At 61.4% G+C, this 18,721-nt stretch carries 17 protein-coding genes; 1 reads left to right on the top strand and 16 read right to left on the bottom strand.

All coding sequences use genetic code 11. The features are described from left to right. Positions 1-183: 183 nt before the first annotated feature. The 9 genes from ACT8X9_RS08985 to ACT8X9_RS08945 form a co-directional block, all read right to left on the bottom strand. Complete coding sequence (locus tag ACT8X9_RS08985) at positions 184-1,371, bottom strand: DEAD/DEAH box helicase (RefSeq protein WP_227621776.1); 1,188 nt, start codon at positions 1,369-1,371, stop codon at positions 184-186. A gap of 162 nt (positions 1,372-1,533) precedes the next feature. Next, positions 1,534-1,842, bottom strand: coding sequence for an HU family DNA-binding protein (locus ACT8X9_RS08980; protein WP_227621777.1), 309 nt, complete (start codon positions 1,840-1,842; stop codon positions 1,534-1,536). A 139-nt stretch (positions 1,843-1,981) separates the two neighbouring features. Then, positions 1,982-5,233: a carbamoyl-phosphate synthase large subunit gene (gene carB / locus ACT8X9_RS08975; protein ID WP_444268760.1), complete on the bottom strand. Its 3,252-nt coding sequence runs from the start codon at positions 5,231-5,233 to the stop codon at positions 1,982-1,984. A 1-nt stretch (position 5,234) separates the two neighbouring features. Then, positions 5,235-6,344 carry a carbamoyl phosphate synthase small subunit gene (locus ACT8X9_RS08970; protein ID WP_227621779.1) on the bottom strand — a complete coding sequence of 370 codons (1,110 nt, stop codon included), beginning with the start codon at positions 6,342-6,344 and terminating at the stop codon, positions 5,235-5,237. A 31-nt stretch (positions 6,345-6,375) separates the two neighbouring features. After that, on the bottom strand, positions 6,376-6,969 hold the full coding sequence (gene pyrE, locus ACT8X9_RS08965; protein WP_149795203.1) for an orotate phosphoribosyltransferase: 594 nt from the start codon (positions 6,967-6,969) through the stop codon (positions 6,376-6,378). Between the two features lie 143 nt (positions 6,970-7,112). Next, positions 7,113-8,030, bottom strand: coding sequence for a dihydroorotate dehydrogenase (locus ACT8X9_RS08960; RefSeq protein ID WP_227621780.1), 918 nt, complete (start codon positions 8,028-8,030; stop codon positions 7,113-7,115). Further along, positions 8,030-8,800 carry a dihydroorotate dehydrogenase electron transfer subunit gene (locus ACT8X9_RS08955; RefSeq protein ID WP_227621781.1) on the bottom strand — a complete coding sequence of 257 codons (771 nt, stop codon included), beginning with the start codon at positions 8,798-8,800 and terminating at the stop codon, positions 8,030-8,032. Before ACT8X9_RS08955 ends, ACT8X9_RS08960 begins: the two co-directional genes overlap by 1 nt. Further along, positions 8,781-9,647: an orotidine-5'-phosphate decarboxylase gene (gene pyrF / locus ACT8X9_RS08950; RefSeq protein WP_444268759.1), complete on the bottom strand. Its 867-nt coding sequence runs from the start codon at positions 9,645-9,647 to the stop codon at positions 8,781-8,783. The genes ACT8X9_RS08955 and pyrF overlap by 20 nt, the downstream gene beginning before the upstream one ends. Before the next feature lie 194 nt (positions 9,648-9,841). Further along, a complete protein-coding gene (locus ACT8X9_RS08945; protein WP_227621783.1) occupies positions 9,842-11,032 on the bottom strand; it encodes a dihydroorotase in 1,191 nt (396 codons plus the stop codon). A 487-nt stretch (positions 11,033-11,519) separates the two neighbouring features. On the opposite strand from ACT8X9_RS08945, the gene epsC reads away from it, so the two are divergent. Then, positions 11,520-12,203, top strand: a complete 684-nt coding sequence (epsC, locus tag ACT8X9_RS08940) for a serine O-acetyltransferase EpsC (RefSeq protein WP_412589002.1) — start codon at positions 11,520-11,522, stop codon at positions 12,201-12,203. A 43-nt stretch (positions 12,204-12,246) separates the two neighbouring features. On the opposite strand, the gene ACT8X9_RS08935 is transcribed toward epsC, so the two are convergent. The 7 genes from ACT8X9_RS08935 to ACT8X9_RS08905 form a co-directional block, all read right to left on the bottom strand. Further along, positions 12,247-12,657 carry a DUF3842 family protein gene (locus ACT8X9_RS08935; RefSeq protein ID WP_444268758.1) on the bottom strand — a complete coding sequence of 137 codons (411 nt, stop codon included), beginning with the start codon at positions 12,655-12,657 and terminating at the stop codon, positions 12,247-12,249. After that, complete coding sequence (locus ACT8X9_RS08930) at positions 12,654-14,030, bottom strand: Sapep family Mn(2+)-dependent dipeptidase (RefSeq protein WP_227621786.1); 1,377 nt, start codon at positions 14,028-14,030, stop codon at positions 12,654-12,656. The genes ACT8X9_RS08935 and ACT8X9_RS08930 overlap by 4 nt, the downstream gene beginning before the upstream one ends. A gap of 125 nt (positions 14,031-14,155) precedes the next feature. Then, a complete protein-coding gene (locus ACT8X9_RS08925; protein WP_444268757.1) occupies positions 14,156-14,638 on the bottom strand; it encodes a COG2426 family protein in 483 nt (160 codons plus the stop codon). A gap of 10 nt (positions 14,639-14,648) precedes the next feature. After that, positions 14,649-15,401, bottom strand: a complete 753-nt coding sequence (locus tag ACT8X9_RS08920) for an exodeoxyribonuclease III (protein WP_227621788.1) — start codon at positions 15,399-15,401, stop codon at positions 14,649-14,651. A 19-nt stretch (positions 15,402-15,420) separates the two neighbouring features. After that, positions 15,421-16,797: an MATE family efflux transporter gene (locus ACT8X9_RS08915; protein ID WP_444268756.1), complete on the bottom strand. Its 1,377-nt coding sequence runs from the start codon at positions 16,795-16,797 to the stop codon at positions 15,421-15,423. 460 nt (positions 16,798-17,257) lie between these two features. Beyond that, positions 17,258-18,532 carry a bifunctional folylpolyglutamate synthase/dihydrofolate synthase gene (locus ACT8X9_RS08910; RefSeq protein WP_444268755.1) on the bottom strand — a complete coding sequence of 425 codons (1,275 nt, stop codon included), beginning with the start codon at positions 18,530-18,532 and terminating at the stop codon, positions 17,258-17,260. Beyond that, positions 18,529-18,721: hypothetical protein (locus ACT8X9_RS08905; protein WP_444268754.1), on the bottom strand; the 193-nt coding region annotated here is incomplete at its 5' end. The genes ACT8X9_RS08905 and ACT8X9_RS08910, both read right to left, overlap by 4 nt.

The following is an 18,721-nucleotide window of genomic DNA, read 5'->3' as shown; positions in this document are numbered from 1 at the left end:
GCAAGCCTTTTTTACAAGTTTTTTGCTCTTTTTTCGCCTTTGCACTTTTTTACCAGTTTTTCGCAGCGTTTTGACCTGTTTTTTGCTTTCGTTCTTCCTTATTATAATATAAAAGCAGAGCGGGCACTTTCAGGGCTTTCTGCCCCCAAAAACACCCGCTCTGTTTCCTGTCTTATTCTCTCATCAGAAATAGCACTTGATCTGGAACCGGTCGGCGCTGTCCTGCTTCTTTTCCACCACGATATGCTCATGATTGAAATCGAAATGCACCGGCGTGCACAGATCCGTATTGCGGGTCAGACGCAGCAGCTCCTGCACCCGCTTCTTCTCCTCCGGCACATAGAACAGATAGCTCACGCCCTCCTTCTTTGCGCGGCCGGTGCGGCCGATGCGGTGGGTATAGTGCTCGTTGTCGCCGGGGACATCGTAGTTGATGACCGCATCCACATCCGAGACGTCGATGCCACGGGCCGCCACATCGGTGGCCACCAGCACGTTCAGTTTTCCATCCCGGAAATTCTGCATGATGCGGTTGCGCTCACTCTGGGAGAGGTCGCCGTGAAGGCAGTCCACTGAGAAGTTCAGCCGGGCCAGCTGGTTCGCCAGCGCCGCCGTATTGAATTTGGTGTCGCAGAACACCATGACCCGCTTATAGCCCTCCCCAATGATGATCTGCGCCAAGTCCGACAGCTTATTGCGGCCGGAGGTCTCCAGCATATACTGAGTGATCTTCGGCTGGCTCTCTTCCTTGGGCTGGACGGTGATCTCTTCGGCGTCCTTCTGATACATCCAGCCGATGTCCATCACCTCCCGGCTGATGGTGGCCGAGAACATGGAGAGGGACTTGCGGGCCTTCATCAGGCCGATGATGTGCCGCACGTCCTTATAAAAGCCCATATTCAGCATCTCATCGGCCTCATCCAGCACCACCTGCGTCACATGGTCGAGGTCGATGCTGTGGTGCTTGTAGTGATCCATAAGGCGGCCCGGAGTCGCCACGACGATCTGACAGCCCTCGGCGAGGCGCTTGGCCTGCTTTTCCATATTTGCGCCGCCGTAGACGCAGACCACCTGCACTTCCGGCATGAAATAGGTCAGCCCGGCCAGCTCCTCGGCGATCTGCTGCGCCAGCTCGCGGGTCGGGGCCAGAATGACGGCCTGCGGGGCCTTGAGGGCGGGGTCGATGTGCTCCGCCACCGGGATGCCGAAGGCGCAGGTCTTGCCGGTGCCGGTGGGGGCTTTGGCGATGACGTCGCGCCCGGCCAGCATGACGGGGATGGTCTTTTCCTGCACCTCGGTCATTTCCGCAAAGCCCATCCGCTCTACGGCCTTATGGATGGCCTCGCTGCACTGTAACTCGCTGTAAAGCATGGATCCTTCTACTCCGTTCCTTTTTCGTTTTTCTTCTGCGCAATGCCCTCTGGGGGCCGCTTTTCGTGATGATATGCCCAGTATACCATGAAAATCGCATTCTGTCAGCAAAAAAGCGCCGCATCCCGGGTCAAGGATGCAGCGCTTGCGCGTTATGTTCTATCAGGCGGTCTCTTCGACGCTCTTTGCGGCACGGCCTGCCTCAAGCTTCTGCTTGAAACGGCCGCTGGCCTTGAAGCCGGGGATAGAGGTAGACTCCAGACGGCTGGAGACCTTGGTCTTGGGGTTGGTATAAGCCTTCGGCTTGCGGGGACGCATCTCGAAGCGGCCAAAGCCAGCGATAGTGACCTTTTCGTCGGCACGCAGGCAATCGGCGATCTGGTCAAACAGTGCGTCCATCGTGGTCTCGACCTGCGCTTCGGTGAAGCCGGTCTTGCGTGCCACAGTTTCGATCATCTGGGAACGAGTCATGTATCTATATCCTCCTGGAACGTCCAAAAGTAACGTCTTTTGGCAAATTTTGCGTTGTTGAGTATAACAAATGCAGCCCCTCATTACGAGGGGCTGCGCACAAACGGTATATTTTTGCGCACGAAGTAGTGGAGCGTGTTTATTTTTTATGATACAGCGTTGCAATATCCACCAGCGGGATGTCCTTCATGCTGTGCTCGCTGCGCAGGCAGTTGACCAGAGCATTGGCCGTATCCACAGCCGTGATACAGGGGATGCTCAGCTCCACAGCCTTGCGGCGCAGGCGGACGGAATCGCGCTTGGGGTCGCGGCCCTTGGCGCTGGTGGAGAAGACATAGTCCACCAGACCGCTCTGCAGAAGGTCCACGATATTCGGCGCTTCACCGGACATATTCCGCACCTCATTGCAGGGCACCATGTGCTTGTTGAGCCATGCGCAGGTGCCGGAGGTGCCGTAGAGCTTATAGCCCATGCTCTTGAGTTTCCACGCGATGTCCACGAACTCGGGCTTGTCGCTGTCCTTCACGGTGAAGATGCAGCAGGAAGCCGGGCCGGGGGTCTTGAAGGTGTAGCCCGCGCCGATGAGGCCCTTGAGCAGGGCATCGTGGTAGTTGGGCGCAATGCCCAGCACCTCGCCGGTGGACTTCATCTCAGGGCCGAACTGGGTATCGACGCCATGCAGCTTCTCGAAACTGAAGACAGGCACCTTAACAGCCACATAGGGGGCATTGGGGTGCAGGCCGGTGCCGTAGCCCATATCGGTCAGCTTCTCGCCGAGGCAGCAGCGGACGGCCAGATCGACCATCGGGACGCCCGTGACCTTGGAGATATAGGGCACCGTACGGGAGGAGCGGGGGTTGACCTCGATGACGTAGACCTTGCCGTTGGAGACCGCATACTGGACGTTGACCAGACCGGTGACGTGCAGCTCCCGGGCAAAGCGGCCGGTGTAGTCCACCATCGTGTCGATCTCGGCCTGCGTCAGATGCTGGGCCGGGTAGACACAGATGGAGTCGCCGGAGTGGACGCCGGTGCGCTCCACCTGCTCCATGATGCCGGGGATGAGGTAGTTTTCGCCGTCGCAGATGGCGTCCACCTCGCACTCGGTGCCCATGATGTACTTATCCAGCAGGACAGGGTGGTCCATATCGACGTGCTCGGTGATGACGCCCATATATTCGATGACGTCCGCCTTGGTGTAGGCCACGATCATGTTCTGACCGCCGAGGACGTAGGAGGGGCGCATCAGGACGGGCAGACCGATCTCGTCGGCTGCGGCCAGTGCCTCCTCCAGATTAAAAACGGTGCGGCCGGGGGCGCGGGGGATGTTGCAGCGCTCCAGCAGCTCGTCGAAGCGCTCGCGGTCCTCTGCCTCATCGATGGCATCCGCCGGGGTGCCGAGGATGGGCAGACCGATCTCGTCCATATGCTTTGCCAGCTTGATGGCGGTCTGACCGCCGAACTGGACGACGCAGGCGTCGGGCTTCTCGGTGGCGATGATGTTGTCCACGCTCTCCGGGTTCAGGGGGTCGAAGTAGAGGCGGTCGCCGGTGTCAAAGTCGGTGGAGACGGTCTCAGGGTTGTTGTTGACCAGAATGGCCTCACAGTCGTGCTTCTTCAGCGTCCAGACGCAATGGACCGAGCAGTAGTCGAATTCGATGCCCTGACCGATGCGGATGGGGCCGGAGCCGAAGACGAGGACCTTCTTCTTTTTCGGCTCACCCTGCGCGGCAGCCTTGGCTTCTTTCTCGGCGATGAATGCAGCGGCCTCGTTGTCGCCGTCGTAGGTGGAGTAGAAGTAAGGGGTGTTGGCCGAGAACTCGGCGGCACAGGTATCGACCATCTTGAAGCCGGCGCGGTAGTTCTCCACGGGGAGCTTGTCCACCTTGGCCAGACGCTTGATGGTCTTATCCTGAAAGCCGTACTTCTTGGCTTCCCTGTACTGGGCCTCGGTCAGGACGCCCTCGCACTTGGCCAGACCCTTTTCGAGGTCTGCCAGATGCTGCATCTTGTCGAGGAACCACCAGTCGATCTTGGTGATGCGGTAGATGGTCTGGTGGTCGATGCCGCGCTTGAGGGCCTCGTAGACGCAGAAGACGCGCTCTGCGTCCTGCACATACATATGCTCCACGATCTCCTCATCGCTCAGCTCCTCGAAGGGCTTGTGGGTCAGGGTATCCATTCCCAGCTCGATGGAGGAGACGGCCTTCATCATGGCAGCCTCGAAGCTGTTGCCGATGCTCATGACCTCGCCGGTGGCCATCATCTGGGTGCCCAGAGACTTGTCGGCGTAGACGAATTTATCGAAGGGCCACTTCGGGTACTTGACCACGATGTAGTCCAGCGCAGGCTCGAAGCAGGCGCAGGTCTTGCCGGTGACATCGTTGGTGATCTCGTCCAGCGTGTAGCCGATGGCGATCTTCGTCGCCACCTTGGCGATGGGGTAACCGGTGGCCTTGGAGGCCAGCGCGGAGGAGCGGGACACACGGGGGTTGACCTCGATGACCGCGTAGTCGAAGCTGTCGGGCTTGAGCGCGAACTGGCAGTTGCAGCCGCCCTCGATGCCCAGCTCGGTGATGATGTCCAGCGCAGCGGTGCGCAGCATCTGGTACTCGTGGTCGGTCAGAGTCTGGGAGGGTGCCACGACCACAGAGTCGCCGGTGTGGATGCCGACGGGGTCGAGGTTCTCCATGTTACAGACGGTGATGACGTTGCCCTTGTGGTCACGCATGACCTCATACTCGATCTCTTTCCAGCCCGCGATGCACTTTTCCACAAGGATCTGGTGGATGGGGGAAAGACGGAGGCCGTTGGTGCCGATCTCAATGAGCTTTGCCTTGTTCGCGCAGATGCCGCCGCCGGTGCCGCCCATGGTGAAGGCCGGGCGGACGATGACGGGGTAGCCGATGCGGTCGGCGCAGGCCAGTGCGTCCTCCAGCGTCTCCACGACCTCAGAGGGGATGATGGGCTGATGCAGCTTCTCCATCGTCTCCTTGAACAGCTCACGGTCCTCGGCGCGGTCGATGGTCTCCGGCTTGCAGGCCAGCAGACGGATGCCGCTGCGGTCAAGGTAGCCGGAGCGAGCCAGCTCCATGGAGAGGTTCAGGCCCATCTGGCCGCCGAGGTTGGGCAGCACGGAGTCGGGCTTCTCGATGTCGAGGATGCGCTCCACGACCTCGAGGGTCATCGGCTCGATGTAAACATGGTCGGCCACGTCGGGGTCGGTCATGATGGTAGCGGGGTTGGAGTTGAGCAGAACGGTCTCGATGCCCTCTGCTTTCAGGGCGCGGCACGCCTGCGTGCCGGAGTAGTCGAACTCAGCAGCCTGACCGATGATGATGGGGCCGGAGCCGATGACCAGCACTTTTTTGATTCTGGGGTCCTTAGGCATTTCAGCGTGCCTCCTTCTTTGCTGCTTTGACGTTGTTCAGGAAGCGGTCGAACAGGAACTCGGTGTCCTTGGGGCCGCCGTTGGCTTCGGGGTGGAACTGGACGGTGAAGCAGTTCCACTTCTTGTACTTGATGCCCTCGCAGGTGCCGTCGTTGGCGTTCACCTGTGCCACCTCGCCCATCTCGGCGGGCAGCTCGTCGCCCACGACTGCATAGCCGTGGTTCTGGCTGGTGATGAAGGTGCGGCCCGACTCAAAATCGGTGACGGGCTGGTTGGCACCGCGGTGGCCGTACTTGAGCTTCATGGTCTTGGCACCGGCGGCCAGTGCAGAGAGCTGATGGCCGAGGCAGATGCCGAAGGTGGGGATGTTCAGCTCAAAGATCTGCTTGAGGTTCTCGATGACCTCCACCGGCTCGGCGGGGTCGCCGGGGCCGTTGGAGAGCATGATGCCGTCCGGGGCCAGAGCTGCGACCTCCTCGGCGGTGGCAAAGGCAGGCATGACCGTCACCTTGCAGCCCCGCTTGACGAGGCAGCGGACGATGTTCCGCTTGCAGCCGTAGTGCATCAGCACGATGTGGGTCTCGCCCTTCTCGTTGTAGACCTCAGGCTTTGCGCAGGTGACGCTCTTGACGGCGTCGGTAACGGCGTAGGCCCGGATGTCTGCCAGCAGGGCCTCGGTCTTCTCCGCGTTGGCCGGGTCGGCGGGGTCGAAGGTGGTCAGGATGGCGCCGTTCATAACGCCGCTCTCCCGGATGATGCGGGTGAGGTGGCGGGTGTCGATGCCCTCGATGCCGATGGTATTGTTTTTCTTCAGAAAGCTGTCCAGCGTCTCCTCACAGCGCCAGTTGGACGGGGTCTTGCAGGCCTCGCGGACGATGTAGCCCTTGGCCCAGATCCGGTCCGACTCCATATCGTCCTTATTCATGCCGTAGTTGCCGATGAGGGGGTAGGTCTGGGTGATGATCTGGCCGTAGTAGCTGGGGTCGGTCAGGGTCTCCTGAAAGCCCACCATGCCGGTGGCAAAGACGACCTCGCCCACGGTGACGCCCTCTGCGCCCACCGACTGGCCGGCAAAGACCATACCGTTCGCCAAAAGAAGATATGCGTTCATAGATACTCCTCGCTTCAACACGCCTGCGCGTTTACAGGGTCTGCTTGGCTTCCTGCTTCATCTTGCGGCTGCCCAGATGCACCAGAGGCAGCTTGCCCTCCTTGCAGATGGGGCACTCCTCGGGGGCGTAGTTGGGCAGGTCCAGCTTGAGGGCGCTTGCCACGATGGGGATGGGGGACGGAGCCTCGGGCTTGGTGCGGTCCACCACGCAGGTGATGCCGAGGCAGACGCCGCCGGCCTCTTCGATGACGCGCTTGGTCTCCAGAGAGGAGATGCCGGTGGTCACGACGTCCTCCGCGATGAGGCACTTCTCACCCGGATGGATGGCAAAGCGCTTCAGGGTCATCACGTTGTCCACGCGCTCGGTAAAGATGGCGCGCTTGCCGGTCTGGCGGGCCAGCTCGTAGGCGTAGACGATGCCGCCCATGGCCGGGCCGACGATGACGTCCACATCCATCTCCTTGATCTTATCGGCCACGGCCTTCATGACCTCGGCGCAGCGGTCGGGGTACTGCTGCAGATAAGCCATCTGGCAGTATGCGCTGGAATGGCGGCCGGAGGAAAGCAGGAAATGGCCCTCCAGAAATGCGTCACAGCTCTTCAGAATCTCAAGTGCTTCACTCATGGTATTTCTCCCTCTCTATGTTCCGTTGTTTTCGTTCATGCGGTATTGTACCACGCATTTTGTCAAAACGCAAATTTATTCACAAATTTTAAGATTTGATGAATATTTGCAGATGTTATGCGCTTAAACTTTATTTTATACACTCAGCGTGCGCAGCCGCGGATCTCGTCCAGCGTCCGGACGCCGTGGGCATCCATCCATGCAGCCATCTCCTCGGCGATGGTCTCCATCGCCCGGGGGTTGGCAAAGTTCGCTGCGCCCACCTGCACCGCCGCCGCACCGGCCATGATGAACTCCAGTGCGTCGCGGCCGGTGGCGATGCCGCCGAGGCCCACCACCGGGATGTTCACTGCGCCGACGGCCTGCCAGACCATCCGCAGGGCGATGGGGCGCACCGCCGGGCCGGACAGACCGGCAAAGATGTTGTCGAACACCGGGCGGCGCTTCTCGAGGTCGATGGCGCAGGCCTGAAAGGTGTTGGTCAGGCTGATGGCGTCTGCACCGGCGGCTTCCACCGCCTTGCACATCGCGGGGATGTTCTCGGCCTGCGGGCTGAGCTTGACCATCAGGGGTTTCTTGCAGGCGTCGCGGACCATCCGCACCACCTCGCCGGCGGCCTCAGCCTTGACGCCGTAGGCCATGCCGCCCACCTTGACGTTGGGGCAGGAGATGTTCAACTCCACGATGTCCACGCCGCTCTCGCTGAGCATGGCCGCACCCTCGACGTACTCTTCCTCGCTGTGGCCGCCGAGGTTGGCAATGGCCACCGTGCCATACTTCTGCTTCAGCTCCAGCATCTCGCCCAGCTCCACATCAATGAAGTGCTGGACGCCGGGGTTCTGCAGGCCGATGCTGTTGATGAGGCCCGAGGGGGTCTCCCAGAGCCGCTCGCCCTTGTTGCCGTACTGACCGTAGAGAGTCAGGCCCTTGCCCGAGATGCCGCCGATCTTCGAGAAATCGGCCAGCTCTTCGTATTCCACGCCGTAGCCCACCGTGCCCGAGGCCCCGATGATGGGGCTGTTCATGGTGAAGCCCAGCAGGTTCGTTTTCAGATCTGCCATCAGAACACCTCCGCTGCATCAAACACAGGGCCATTCTTGCATACGCTCTTGCCCTCGCCGCTTCTGGTCTCGCAGGTGCAGCCGAGGCAGGCACCGATGCCGCAGGCCATCTTCTTTTCCAGACTGACGAAGCAGGGGGTGCCCTTCTCCGCGCAGAGGCGGGCGGCGTTCCGCATCATGACCGTGGGGCCGCAGACCAGCACCACGTCATAATCTGCCGGGTCGTACAGCTGGGTGACAAAGCCGTGGAAGCCCACCGCGCCGGTATCCGTAGACACCTTGACGCTGTTTGCAATGGAGCGGTATTCCTCCATGCAGTAGGGCTTATCCCGGAAGCCGAAGAAGACGTCGGGCTTGACCCCGCCCGCCGCCAGCTCACGGGTGAGCTGATACATGGGGGCGGTGCCGATGCCGCCGCCCACGACGGCGATCTTCTTGTACCGGCTCAGCAGGTCGGCCGTATCGAAGCCGTTGCCCATGGGACCGGTGAGCTGGAAGCTGTCGCCCGGCATCAGGGCCGTCAGCTTCCGGGTGCCCTCGCCCACGACGGCGTACAGAAACTCGACGGTCTGGGTCTCGGCGTCCCACTTGTGGACGCTGATGGGCCGGGAAAGGAAGGGCGCTTCGTCCGCGCCCCATGCACGCAGGGTGAAGAACTGCCCGGCGTGGGGGATGTGCTCACGGTCCGGCCAGAGGACGGTCAGCAGGCGGATGTCCTCCGCGATGACCTCATGGCGCAGGACAGTGGCCTCACAGCAGGCTGCACGCATGGGCAATGGCCTCCTTCATGTTCACACACTCGTTGTAAGCGGCCTCGTCGAAGGCCACGCCCGGCTGCTTCTTGTAGGCCAGCAGGATGCCGCGGCTGGAGTTGACCACGCCGCCGTTGCTCTTGCTCAGATACTGGGCGATATCCTCGGCCTTGCCGCCCTGTGCGCCGTAGCCGGGGATGAGGAAGAAGCTGTCCTTGTACTTGGCGCGGATCTCGGTGGCCTCCTCGATGTGGGTGCCGCCGATGACCAGACCAATGGAGGAGTAGCCGTGCTCGCCCATGTAGTCCTTGCCGAGAGCATTCAGCTTGTCGCCCACGAGGTCGTAGACGTGGCGGCCGTCGGCCAGCTTCTCGTACTCGAAGTCCTTTGCGCCGCCGTTGGAGGTGCGGCAGAGGACGAACATACCCTTGCCCTGCTTCTCGGCGTAGGGCAGATAGGGGCTGATGGAGTCCAGACCCATGTAGGGAGCCAGCGTGACGAAGTCGGCCTCGAAATCGCCGGTAAAGTGGCCCATGGCGTACATTTCGGCGGTCTTGGCGATGTCGCCGCGCTTGATGTCGGCGATGACCGGCACACCGGCCTCGCGGACGGCCTTCAGGGTGTCGGCATATGCCTTCAGGCCCTCGAGGCCCAGAGCCTCATAGTAAGCGATCTGCACCTTGTAGCAGCCGGCCACCGCCTTGGTAGCGTCGATGAGCTTCTTGTTGAAGCGGACGATGTTCTCACCCTTGGAAAGGGTGCTGTCCACAAAATCTGCGGGCAGGTAGCTGAAATCGGTGTCCAGACCCACGCAGACCGGGCCGCGTGCTTCGACTGCTTCGTAGAGCTTATCCATGTTCGTCATTTTGGGGTTCCTCCTGTTGTCTCTCTTTTTATAGGTATCTCTTCTATTGTCAGCATCCTTGCCCTCTCCGTCACGGCTGACACCGTGCCACCTCTCCCAAAGGGAGAGGCTTTCGCTTGACCGCCACGCTTTTGGCTCTCCCCTTGGGAGAGCTGGCGCGCAGCGCCTGAGAGGGCTAGGCCGTGAAAGGTTTTTTATTCTTCCGCCTGATAGGTCAGCTGGCCGCCCTTGACGGTGGCGCAGACCCTGCCGTAGAGCTGTGCCCCGTCGAAGGGGCAGTTGTGGGACTTGGAGTGGAGCTTATCCTTGTCCACCGTATAGGGGGTGTCAAGATCCACCAACACGAAGTCGGCGTCATAGCCCGGCTCCAGCTGTCCCTTGGCAAGGCCCAGGATCTCCGCCGGGCGGGTGCTCATCAGGTGGCTCAGCAGCTCAAGGGGCAGCCCCTCCTCTTTGCAGAGCTTGGTGTAGCAGACGCCGAAGGCCGTCTCGCTGCCCACCATGCCGGCCATTCCCTTGAGCTTATCTTCCTCGGAGTGGGGGGCGTGGTCGGTGGCGATGGCGTCCACCACGCCGCTGCGGATGCCGTCGATAAGAGCCTGCACATCGTCCGCCGTGCGGATGGGCGGGTTGACGCGGTAGTCGCAGGTGTCGTTGGTGAACCAGAGATGGTGAGGCGTCACCTCGCAGGTGACAGGCGCGCCCCGCAGCTTTGCCATCTGGATGGCCTCGATGGCTCCCCGGGTGGAGACGTGGCACATATGCAGCCGGGTCTGATAGTATTCGCTCAGCCAGCAGTTGCGCACCGTCTCGATGTCCTCGGCCAGACGATAATCCCACGGGCTGATCTCCATATCCTCGGCGTGGCTCATCACGGTGATGTCGCGCTGGGTGCAGATGGCGAAAGCCCGGGCCATGGTGGCGTTGTCCTGCACGCCGTGGCCGTCCTCGGTGATGAAGCGGACCGAGGCGGGCAGGGTCTTGAGGTGGTCGATGGTCTTGCCGTCGAAGTTCTCGGTGATGGAGACGGTCTGGTTCACATCGCACAGGCCCACCTCTGCGGCCTTCTGCTCCACCATCGCAGCCTGTGCAGCGGAAGAGCAGACGGGCTTGGTGTTGGGCATCAGGTTCACGAAGGTGTAGCCGCCTGCGGCTGCGGCCCGGCTGCCCGTCTCGATGTCTTCTTTATATTCAAAGCCCGGGGTACGCCAGTGGCAGTGCAGATCCACAAAGGCGGGCAGCACGGTCAGCCCCCCGGCGTCCAGCACCGTCTCGTCCTCTCCGGCCAGCGCGGCCAGTCCCTGACCGACGGCGGCGATCTTTCCGTCCTTTGCATACAGCTCCACCGGCCGGCCCTCGGCGTTGACAGCGTTGATGAGCAGCATAAGATTACCTCCCTGTCTGTGTTTGTCTGGTTTCATCGTCCGGGTGTGTCGGCCCTCAGAAGGGCAAAAAAAAACTTTTCCCCGCAAAGGGAAAAGTCAACACGCTAGAAAAGGAAACACCGGAGCCACAGCAAAAACGGCTGCAAACTGATTCTTCCGCTTTGCACGCATCATCTTAGCCTTCATGCTCCCGTCTCCTTTTCTGTTCCGTTCTTTTCGATATATTTTAGCATAGAAACGCGAAATGTGTCAATGCCTTCGGCCTCTTTTCTGTGTGAAAAGGTTTAACGCTGCAAGCGGCGATTTTTAGCTACTCTACCGAAAAATCCCGCCTCTCCCCCGCCGCCAAAGGTCCTGTGCAAAAAAAATCCTCATTTTCGCTCTCATATCCTACCATTTTACTGTACATTAAAGTTTCGTTGTGCTATTATAGTGTCTATCAGAGAGGGGCCGCCATTGCGGGCGGCAAAAATGGAGGTTTTCTGTTATGGGGCTTTTAGAGGACGCGCGGAACATCCAGCGCAAGGACCCCGCAGCACGCACCGTGCTGGAGGTCATACTGCTTTACCCAGGCTTTCACATTCTGGTCTACCACCGCGTCGCGCACTGGCTGTTCGAGCACAAGCACTTCTTCCTCGCCCGCTGGGTCAGCCAGCGGGGCCGGCATAAGACCGGCATCGAGATCCACCCCGGCGCAAAGATCGGCAAGTGCCTGTTCATCGACCACGGCATGGGCATCGTCTTTGGCGAGACGGCGGAGATCGGCGACAACTGCACCATCTACCACGGCGTGACCCTCGGCGGCACCGGCAAGGACACCGGCAAGCGCCATCCCACCTTGGGCAACAATGTCCTCATCGGCGCGGGCACCAAGGTCCTCGGCCCGGTGTATATCGGCGACAACGCCCGCATCGGCGCGGGCAGCGTGGTGCTCAAGAACCTGCCCGCCAACTGCACCGCCGTGGGCGTGCCTGCCGAGGTGGTGCGCATCAACAACAAAGCCGTCAACCCGGCCGACGACCTCGACCAGCAGGACCTGCCGGACGTCATGGCCCAGCGCCTTCTGGACCTCGACCGCCGCATCGGCCAGCTGGAAAAAGCCGCGCAGGGCGACATCCCTCCCACGGCCCAGCAGGTGGCCGCACGCCAGCGGACATCACTCCGGACATAACGAAAGCGGAAGCTCTCCCTCGGGAAAGCTTCCGCTTTTTGCTTTATCGGATCAGCTCTTTGACCTTTTCCACCGCCGCTGTCACCAGCTGGCCGATGGGCTGGTCGGGCACCCCCACCACGATGTTGTCGCAGTGGTTGATGGGGATGAGCACCCGGGTCGCGTCGCTCTGACAGACTGCCGCCGCCATCGCCGGGGTGATCTCGCCCAGCAGCGAATCCGCGATGACGATGCCGATGGGGCCTACGATGACGTCCGCCCGGCGGCAGTTGACCACCACGGCGTTCTCGCCGGTGGCGGCGCGCGGTGCGCCCGCCCGGAGCATGGCCGAGGCCGCAAGACTGTTGGTGCCCACAGCGGTCAGCTCCGCGTCCGGGCATCCGGCTGCGAGAGCTGCGACCAGCTGACGGCCCAGTCCGCCGCCCTGCCCGTCAATGACCAGCACCCGGCTCAAAAGTCGATCTCCTCCAGACGCAGCAGCGCGATGATGTAGATCTTGAGGGCCTCCAGCAGCTTGTCGATGGGAGCGGCCTCGTTCGCACCGTGCATCGGGCCGCCGAACTCGGGCAGCACCATGTCGCTGTGCTCCGGGCCGAAGCTGACGGCATAGGGGAAGTGGCGGGCATAGGTGCCGCCGCCCATGGTGAAGGGGGTGGCGTTCTCGCCGGTGACTTCGTTGTAGGTGTCGATGCAGGCCTTGATGGCGGGGGTGTCCGCCTCGATGTAGAAAGGCTTTGCGCTGCCCACATCGGTCAGCTCTGCGCCGGTGCCGATGGCGGCACGGATCTTTGCGGCGATGGCGTCGCCGTCGGTGCAGGTGGGATAGCGGCTGTCCATGGTCTGGACCATCCGGCCATCCACCATCGACATCTTGCCGCCGATGATGGTCAGCGGGCCGAAGGGGCCGTCGGCACAGTCGATGCCCAGACCCGCACCGGCGGTGGAGTCGTGCAGCTTCTTGACGGCTTCCAGATAGGCGCGCTCGGCGTCGTTGCACAGGCCGTTGTCCAGCAGGTAGTTCACCACCAGACCGATGGCGTTGACGGTGCCCTCCGGCATGGCAGCATGGCCGGACTTGCCCCAGCCGCGGATGCGGACGCCCTCGCCTTCCGGCTCGAGGGTGATGTTGGGGGCATTGCGCAGCTTGGTGATGTCGGTGGTCACGAGGGCGCTGGCGCGGTCCGGCACAGCGTTGGTGGCGACGCCGCCCTCAAAGTCCTTGATGACGCCGTTGCAGACCGGGCTGACCAGCTTGCCGTCGAAGTGGCCCTTCTCGCCGTTGCAGACCGGGAACTCGGCGTCCGGGGTAAAGCAGAACACCGGGGCCGGGTAGTTGGCGAGGTAGTAGTCCACATCGTGCATATGGGTCTCCTCGTTGTCGCCCACGAGGGCACGGATGGGGTAGCGCAGGGAGACGCCCTCCTCCTTGAGGAACTTCAGGGCATACAGGGTAGCCACCATCGGGCCTTTGTCGTCCGCCACGCCGCGGCCGATCATCCAGCCGTCGCGGATCTCCATCTGGAAGGGATCCTGCGTCCAGCCGTTGCCCTCGGGCACCACGTCCACATGGCAGATGGTCGCCAGATACTTCTCGGCGTCCGCACCGGCCAGCTCGGCGTAGCCGATGTGACCCTCGCAGTTGCGGGTGGCAAGGCCCATCCCTGCAGCCAGCTCCAGCGTCTTGTCCAGAGCGGCCCGGGGGCCTGCGCCGTAGGGTGCACCCTCTTCCGGGGTGCCCTCCACGCTGTTGATGGACACCAGTGCAGCAATATCCTTCAGGAGCTGCTCTTTGTTCGCCGCGATGAACGCGTCAATCTTCTGATTCAAGGCCTCTTGCATCTTTGATTCGTCCTTTCTTTGCCTTTGTTCAAGACACACTGCTGTTATTCTAGCACACTTTGCAGCGGAAAACCAGCCCTCTCCGGCCCATGCAGCGCGAAAGAGCTTCCGATTCACACCGCAAACAGCCCGCTCAGCGCACCCAGAAGGCCCGCGCTGGCCAGACCCATGATGATGCCGGCCAGCAGCACGCCGCCCATGCAGGCGACGAGCACGTCCTTGAATTTCATATCGAGGATGGAGGCGGCCAGCGTTCCCGTCCATGCGCCGGTGCCCGGCAGCGGGATGCCCACAAAGAGCAGCAGCGCGGCCACAAGGCCCCGACCAGTCTTGGCCTCCAGCGCGCGGCCTCCCTTTTCGCCCTTGACGATGCAGAAGTGGCAGAAGGGGCCGATGAGGGGCTTGTGATAGCCCCAGATAAGGATCTTCCGGGCGAACAGATAAATGAACGGCACCGGCAGCATATTGCCCACCACGCAGACCAGATAGGTAGGCAGGATGGGCAGGCCCATCCCGATGCCCACCGGGATGGCGCCGCGCAGCTCCACGAGGGGCAGCATCGAGATGAAGAAAACGATAAGATAGCTTTTGAGCATACAGCCCTCCTTACAGGTCGATGTCCAGCTCCACCGGGCAGTGGTCAGAGCCAAACACTTCGTTGTGGATCTCGGCGGCTTTTATTTTGTCCGCGATGCGGTCCGAGACGAGAAAATAGTCGATGCGCCAGCCTGCATTCTTCTCCCGGGCGTGGAAGCGGTAGCTCCACCAGCTGTATTTCACCTCATCCGGGTGGACCGCACGGAAACTGTCGGTGAAGCCCGCCGCCAGCAGCTCGGTCATCTTGGCCCGCTCCTGATCGGTGAAGCCTGCGCTCATGCGGTTGGTCTTGGCGTTCTTGATGTCGATCTCCTGATGGGCCACATTCAGGTCGCCGCAGAGGATGACCGGCTTTTTGGCGTCCAGACCCAACAGGTAGGCCCGGAAGTCATCCTCCCACGTCATCCGGTAATCCAGCCGCTTGAGGCCGTCCTGACTGTTGGGAGTATAGCAGTTGACGAGGTAGAAGCCGGGGTATTCCAGCGTCAGCACGCGGCCCTCGTGGTCGTGCTCCTCCCTGCCGATGCCGGTGGTGACGCGCAGGGGCGGGGTCTTGCACCAGCAGGCCGTGCCGGAGTAGCCCTTTTTCTCCGCCGAGTAGGTATATTCTGTGTAGCCTTCCGGGGCAAAATCAGCTTGCCCGGGCTGCATCTTCGTTTCCTGCACCGAGAACACGTCCGCGTCCAACGCGGCGAAGCTCGCGGCAAAATCGTGGGTCAGACAGGCGCGCAGCCCGTTCACGTTCCAGCTGATGAGTTTCATCTGATGTTCCTTTCTGTTGTCAGGCCTTGTATTTTTCTTTCCAGACACCGCTGCGGAAGCGGGTCACGAAGCAGGTCACGCGGCAGACCCAGTCCACCACCATGGCGATCCAGACGCCGATGGCTCCCATGCCCATCCGCACGCCGATGATGTAGCTGAAGCCGATCCGCCAGCAGGCCATGCTGGCGATGGAGACGACCATCGTGAACTTCACGTCGTTGGCGGCGCGCAGAGCGTTGGGCAGCACGAAGGAGAGCGGCCAGAGCAGCATCGCAAAGCCCGCGTGGATGCAGGCCAGAATGATGGAAAGCTCCATCGTCTCACCGGACAGCTCATAGATGCCCACCAGAGGCCGGACAAAGAGCAGGATGAGTCCGTTCAGGATGCCCATGACGAGGTAGGCCCAGCCCAGCAGCTTTTTTGTGTAGTAGACTGCCTGCTCGTTGTCGCCTGCGCCGACGCACCGGCCTACGACCGTTATCATCGCAAGGCTGATGGCCTTGCCCGGGATGCAGCCCACACCGTCGAGGTTGTTGGCGACGGCGTTGGCGGCGATCTGGACGGTGCCGAAGGTGGAGATCATGCTGACCACGACGATGCGGCCCGCCTCAAACAGGCTGTTCTCAAACGCCGAGGGCACGCCGATGCCGAGGATGCGTTTTGCCATGCCGGTGTCGAGGCGGACGGTCTTGGGCACCGTGAGGGCGTGGCCCTTCTGGTAGCAGCGACCCAGAATGAGCGCCGCCGCAATGACACGGGAAACGACGCTGGGCCATGCCACGCCATCGACGCCCATCTTGAAGCCGAAGATGCAGACCGCATTACCCACGATGTTGATGATGTTCATCAGGATGCTGATCTGCATCGAGATCTTGGAGTTGCCCATGCTGCGAAAAAGGGCCGCGCCCGCGTTGTACAGTGCGAGGAAGGGGTAGCTCAGGGCCGTTATTTTAAGGTACAGGACACCAGCGTCCAGCACGTCCGCGTCGATGGAGCCGTAGCAGGCGCTGATCATGGGCCGGGCAAAGAGGATGCAGAGCACCGCCACCGCCGTGCCCAGAATGGCGCTCAGCAGGATGAGCTGGCCTGCGCTGGCGTCGGCCTTTTTCTGCTCCCTTGCGCCCAGATACTGGCTCACCACCACCGCGCCGCCGGTGGCCAGTGCCGCGAACAGCACGATGATGAGGTTGTTTATCATATCCACAAGGCTGACGCCCGAGATGGCCGCCTCGCCGCAGCGGGAGACCATCATGGTGTCGGCCATGCCGACGGTCACGGCAAGGAACTGCTCGATGAGCAGCGGCCCCGCCAGCCGCAGCAGGTCTTTCTGGGAAAACAGCGGTTCCCGCCCGCCAAAAAGGGGCTTTGGGCCGCCGTTCGATACGTCTTTTACCATCTATATTCTCCTTTGGTCATCTGCAATATCACATCCAATGCGCTTCTTGGCGCAGACCTCTCATTTTACGTTATCATCTTAGCACAGCCCGTCCAGCCGTGCAAGAGCCGAAGGGCAGCTTATGAGAATTTATGGTGTTCCGCTTTGGAACATCCCGCTTCGTCAAATTGCCGGTGAAGTGCCATCAGGATTTGTGCGTTGTGCCAAAAGTACAACATCCAGCCCATTTTGTGGATTTTTTTCGGAAAAAGCCTTGCAATTTCTCTGCAATCGTGTTATTGTTGTATCCAACAAAGGCAGGATGTTGGATACATACCTCCCGCTGCCCTTGTTTTTCTTTCTGTTTTTACCTTCTTATTTTTGCTATTTTCTTCATTTACCTTCTTATCATTTACCCTGCTTGCCCGAAAGGGCAAAAAAGCGATGGCCCATCTGCACTGGGTCATCGCTTTTCTTTTATTTATTCTGCCGTCAGCCGGGCGAACGCCTGCCGGACGTCGCCGGAAAAGTAGAGGGTGCCGAGGGCACAGACCGGGCCGTTCCCGCCCAGCTCTACGGCGCGGGCGACCCCGGCGGGGATGTCCGCAGCCGCTTCCGCCCTGCCGCCCCGGGCACGGATGTGCTCAGCCAATGTCTCGGCAGGCATGGCCCGGGGGGTGTGGGCCGCGACGGTGACGAACTGCTCTGCCAGCGGCAGCAGCAGCGCCAGCATCTCGTCCACATCCTTGTCGGCCATGATGCTGAGCAGGAAGACGAACTTCTGCCCCGGGAAGCGGTCCCGGAGGCTCTGGACGGTAGCCCGCATCCCGTGGGCGTTGTGGCTGCCGTCCAGCAGGAAGGCGGGCGCGTGCCGCAGCAGCTCGAAGCGGCCCGGCCAGCTCACCTGCTCGAGGCCGGTGCGGATGGCGCTGTCGGGGATGTCCCAGCCCCTGCCCCGCAGCACCCGGAGGGCCGTGATGGCGAGGGCGGCATTCTTTGGCTGATAGCTGCCAATGAGCGGCAGCCGGATGCCGTCCAGTCCGTCGAAGTCGAAGGCAACGGCGTCGAGGCTCCCGCCCTCCACGTTCAGGCGGGAGAAGTCCACCACCGTGAGGGGGGCGTGCTTTTCTTCCGCCGTCCGGGCGATGACGGCGTCCGCCTCCGGCACACCGCCGTAGCTCACCACCGGACTGCCCGGCTTGATGATGCCGGCCTTGGCGGCCGCGATGTCTGCAAGGGTGGGGCCAAGCTCCTTCACATGGTCCATACCCAGCGCCGTGATGACCGCACACTCGGGCGGGTCGATGACGTTGGTGGAGTCCAGCGTACCGCCGAGGCCCACTTCCAGCACCACGATGTCGCATTTTTCCTCGGCGAACCAGAGCATCCCCAGCGCAGTGATGATCTCAAACTCGGTGGGCACATCGCTCATGGCTTCCGCCGCCGGGCGGACGCGCTCCACCAGACGCACCAGAGCGTCATCCGGGATCTGCTCGCCGTCCACCTGAATGCGCTCGTTGAAGCGATTGATGAAGGGGGAGGTGTAAAGCCCGACCCGGTATCCCGCCGCATGAAGGCAGGACGCCAGCATGGCGGCGGTGCTGCCCTTGCCATTGGTGCCCGCCACATGGACGAAGCGGAGCTTTTTGTGCGGGTCGCCCAGCGCCGCCAGCAGCGTGCGGGTGCGGCTCAGGCCCGGCTTGTGGCCGGCCCACTGGACTGCGTGGATGTATTCCAAAGCGGATTCGTAATTCATGAAAAAACGCCTCGTTTGTTGGTTTTATTTTTTTGGGGAAGCAGGTATTCGCGCCTGTGCGCGGGATTAGAGCGATGTTGCAGTAGTGCTTGGTTCTCTTTAAGTGGGATTTCGCGCCTGTGCGCGGGGCAAATCGCTTTTTCATTAAGGCTAATGTTCTCTTTTGCGTGCCAAAAGAGAACCAGAAAA

The sequence above is a fragment of the Faecalibacterium sp. genome, from assembly GCF_052358865.1.
In the GTDB taxonomy this organism is placed as follows: domain Bacteria; phylum Bacillota; class Clostridia; order Oscillospirales; family Ruminococcaceae; genus Faecalibacterium; species Faecalibacterium butyricigenerans.
The sequence above is the reverse complement of the archived record's forward strand: the minus strand, read 5'-3'. Positions and strand labels throughout refer to the sequence as shown.

What these genes read in the sequence shown, in the direction of transcription:
- ACT8X9_RS08985 (WP_227621776.1), bottom strand. Translation starts at nt 1,371, where the DNA reads ATGCTTTACAGCGAGTTACAGTGCAGCGAGGCCATCCATAAGGCCGTA.
- ACT8X9_RS08980 (WP_227621777.1), bottom strand. Translation starts at nt 1,842, where the DNA reads ATGACTCGTTCCCAGATGATCGAAACTGTGGCACGCAAGACCGGCTTC.
- carB (WP_444268760.1), bottom strand. Translation starts at nt 5,233, where the DNA reads ATGCCTAAGGACCCCAGAATCAAAAAAGTGCTGGTCATCGGCTCCGGC.
- ACT8X9_RS08970 (WP_227621779.1), bottom strand. Translation starts at nt 6,344, where the DNA reads ATGAACGCATATCTTCTTTTGGCGAACGGTATGGTCTTTGCCGGCCAG.
- pyrE (WP_149795203.1), bottom strand. Translation starts at nt 6,969, where the DNA reads ATGAGTGAAGCACTTGAGATTCTGAAGAGCTGTGACGCATTTCTGGAG.
- ACT8X9_RS08960 (WP_227621780.1), bottom strand. Translation starts at nt 8,030, where the DNA reads ATGGCAGATCTGAAAACGAACCTGCTGGGCTTCACCATGAACAGCCCC.
- ACT8X9_RS08955 (WP_227621781.1), bottom strand. Translation starts at nt 8,800, where the DNA reads ATGCGTGCAGCCTGCTGTGAGGCCACTGTCCTGCGCCATGAGGTCATC.
- pyrF (WP_444268759.1), bottom strand. Translation starts at nt 9,647, where the DNA reads ATGACGAACATGGATAAGCTCTACGAAGCAGTCGAAGCACGCGGCCCG.
- ACT8X9_RS08945 (WP_227621783.1), bottom strand. Translation starts at nt 11,032, where the DNA reads ATGCTGCTCATCAACGCTGTCAACGCCGAGGGCCGGCCGGTGGAGCTG.
- epsC (WP_412589002.1), top strand. Translation starts at nt 11,520, where the DNA reads ATGGGGCTTTTAGAGGACGCGCGGAACATCCAGCGCAAGGACCCCGCA.
- ACT8X9_RS08925 (WP_444268757.1), bottom strand. Translation starts at nt 14,638, where the DNA reads ATGCTCAAAAGCTATCTTATCGTTTTCTTCATCTCGATGCTGCCCCTC.
- ACT8X9_RS08920 (WP_227621788.1), bottom strand. Translation starts at nt 15,401, where the DNA reads ATGAAACTCATCAGCTGGAACGTGAACGGGCTGCGCGCCTGTCTGACC.
- ACT8X9_RS08915 (WP_444268756.1), bottom strand. Translation starts at nt 16,797, where the DNA reads ATGGTAAAAGACGTATCGAACGGCGGCCCAAAGCCCCTTTTTGGCGGG.
- ACT8X9_RS08910 (WP_444268755.1), bottom strand. Translation starts at nt 18,532, where the DNA reads ATGAATTACGAATCCGCTTTGGAATACATCCACGCAGTCCAGTGGGCC.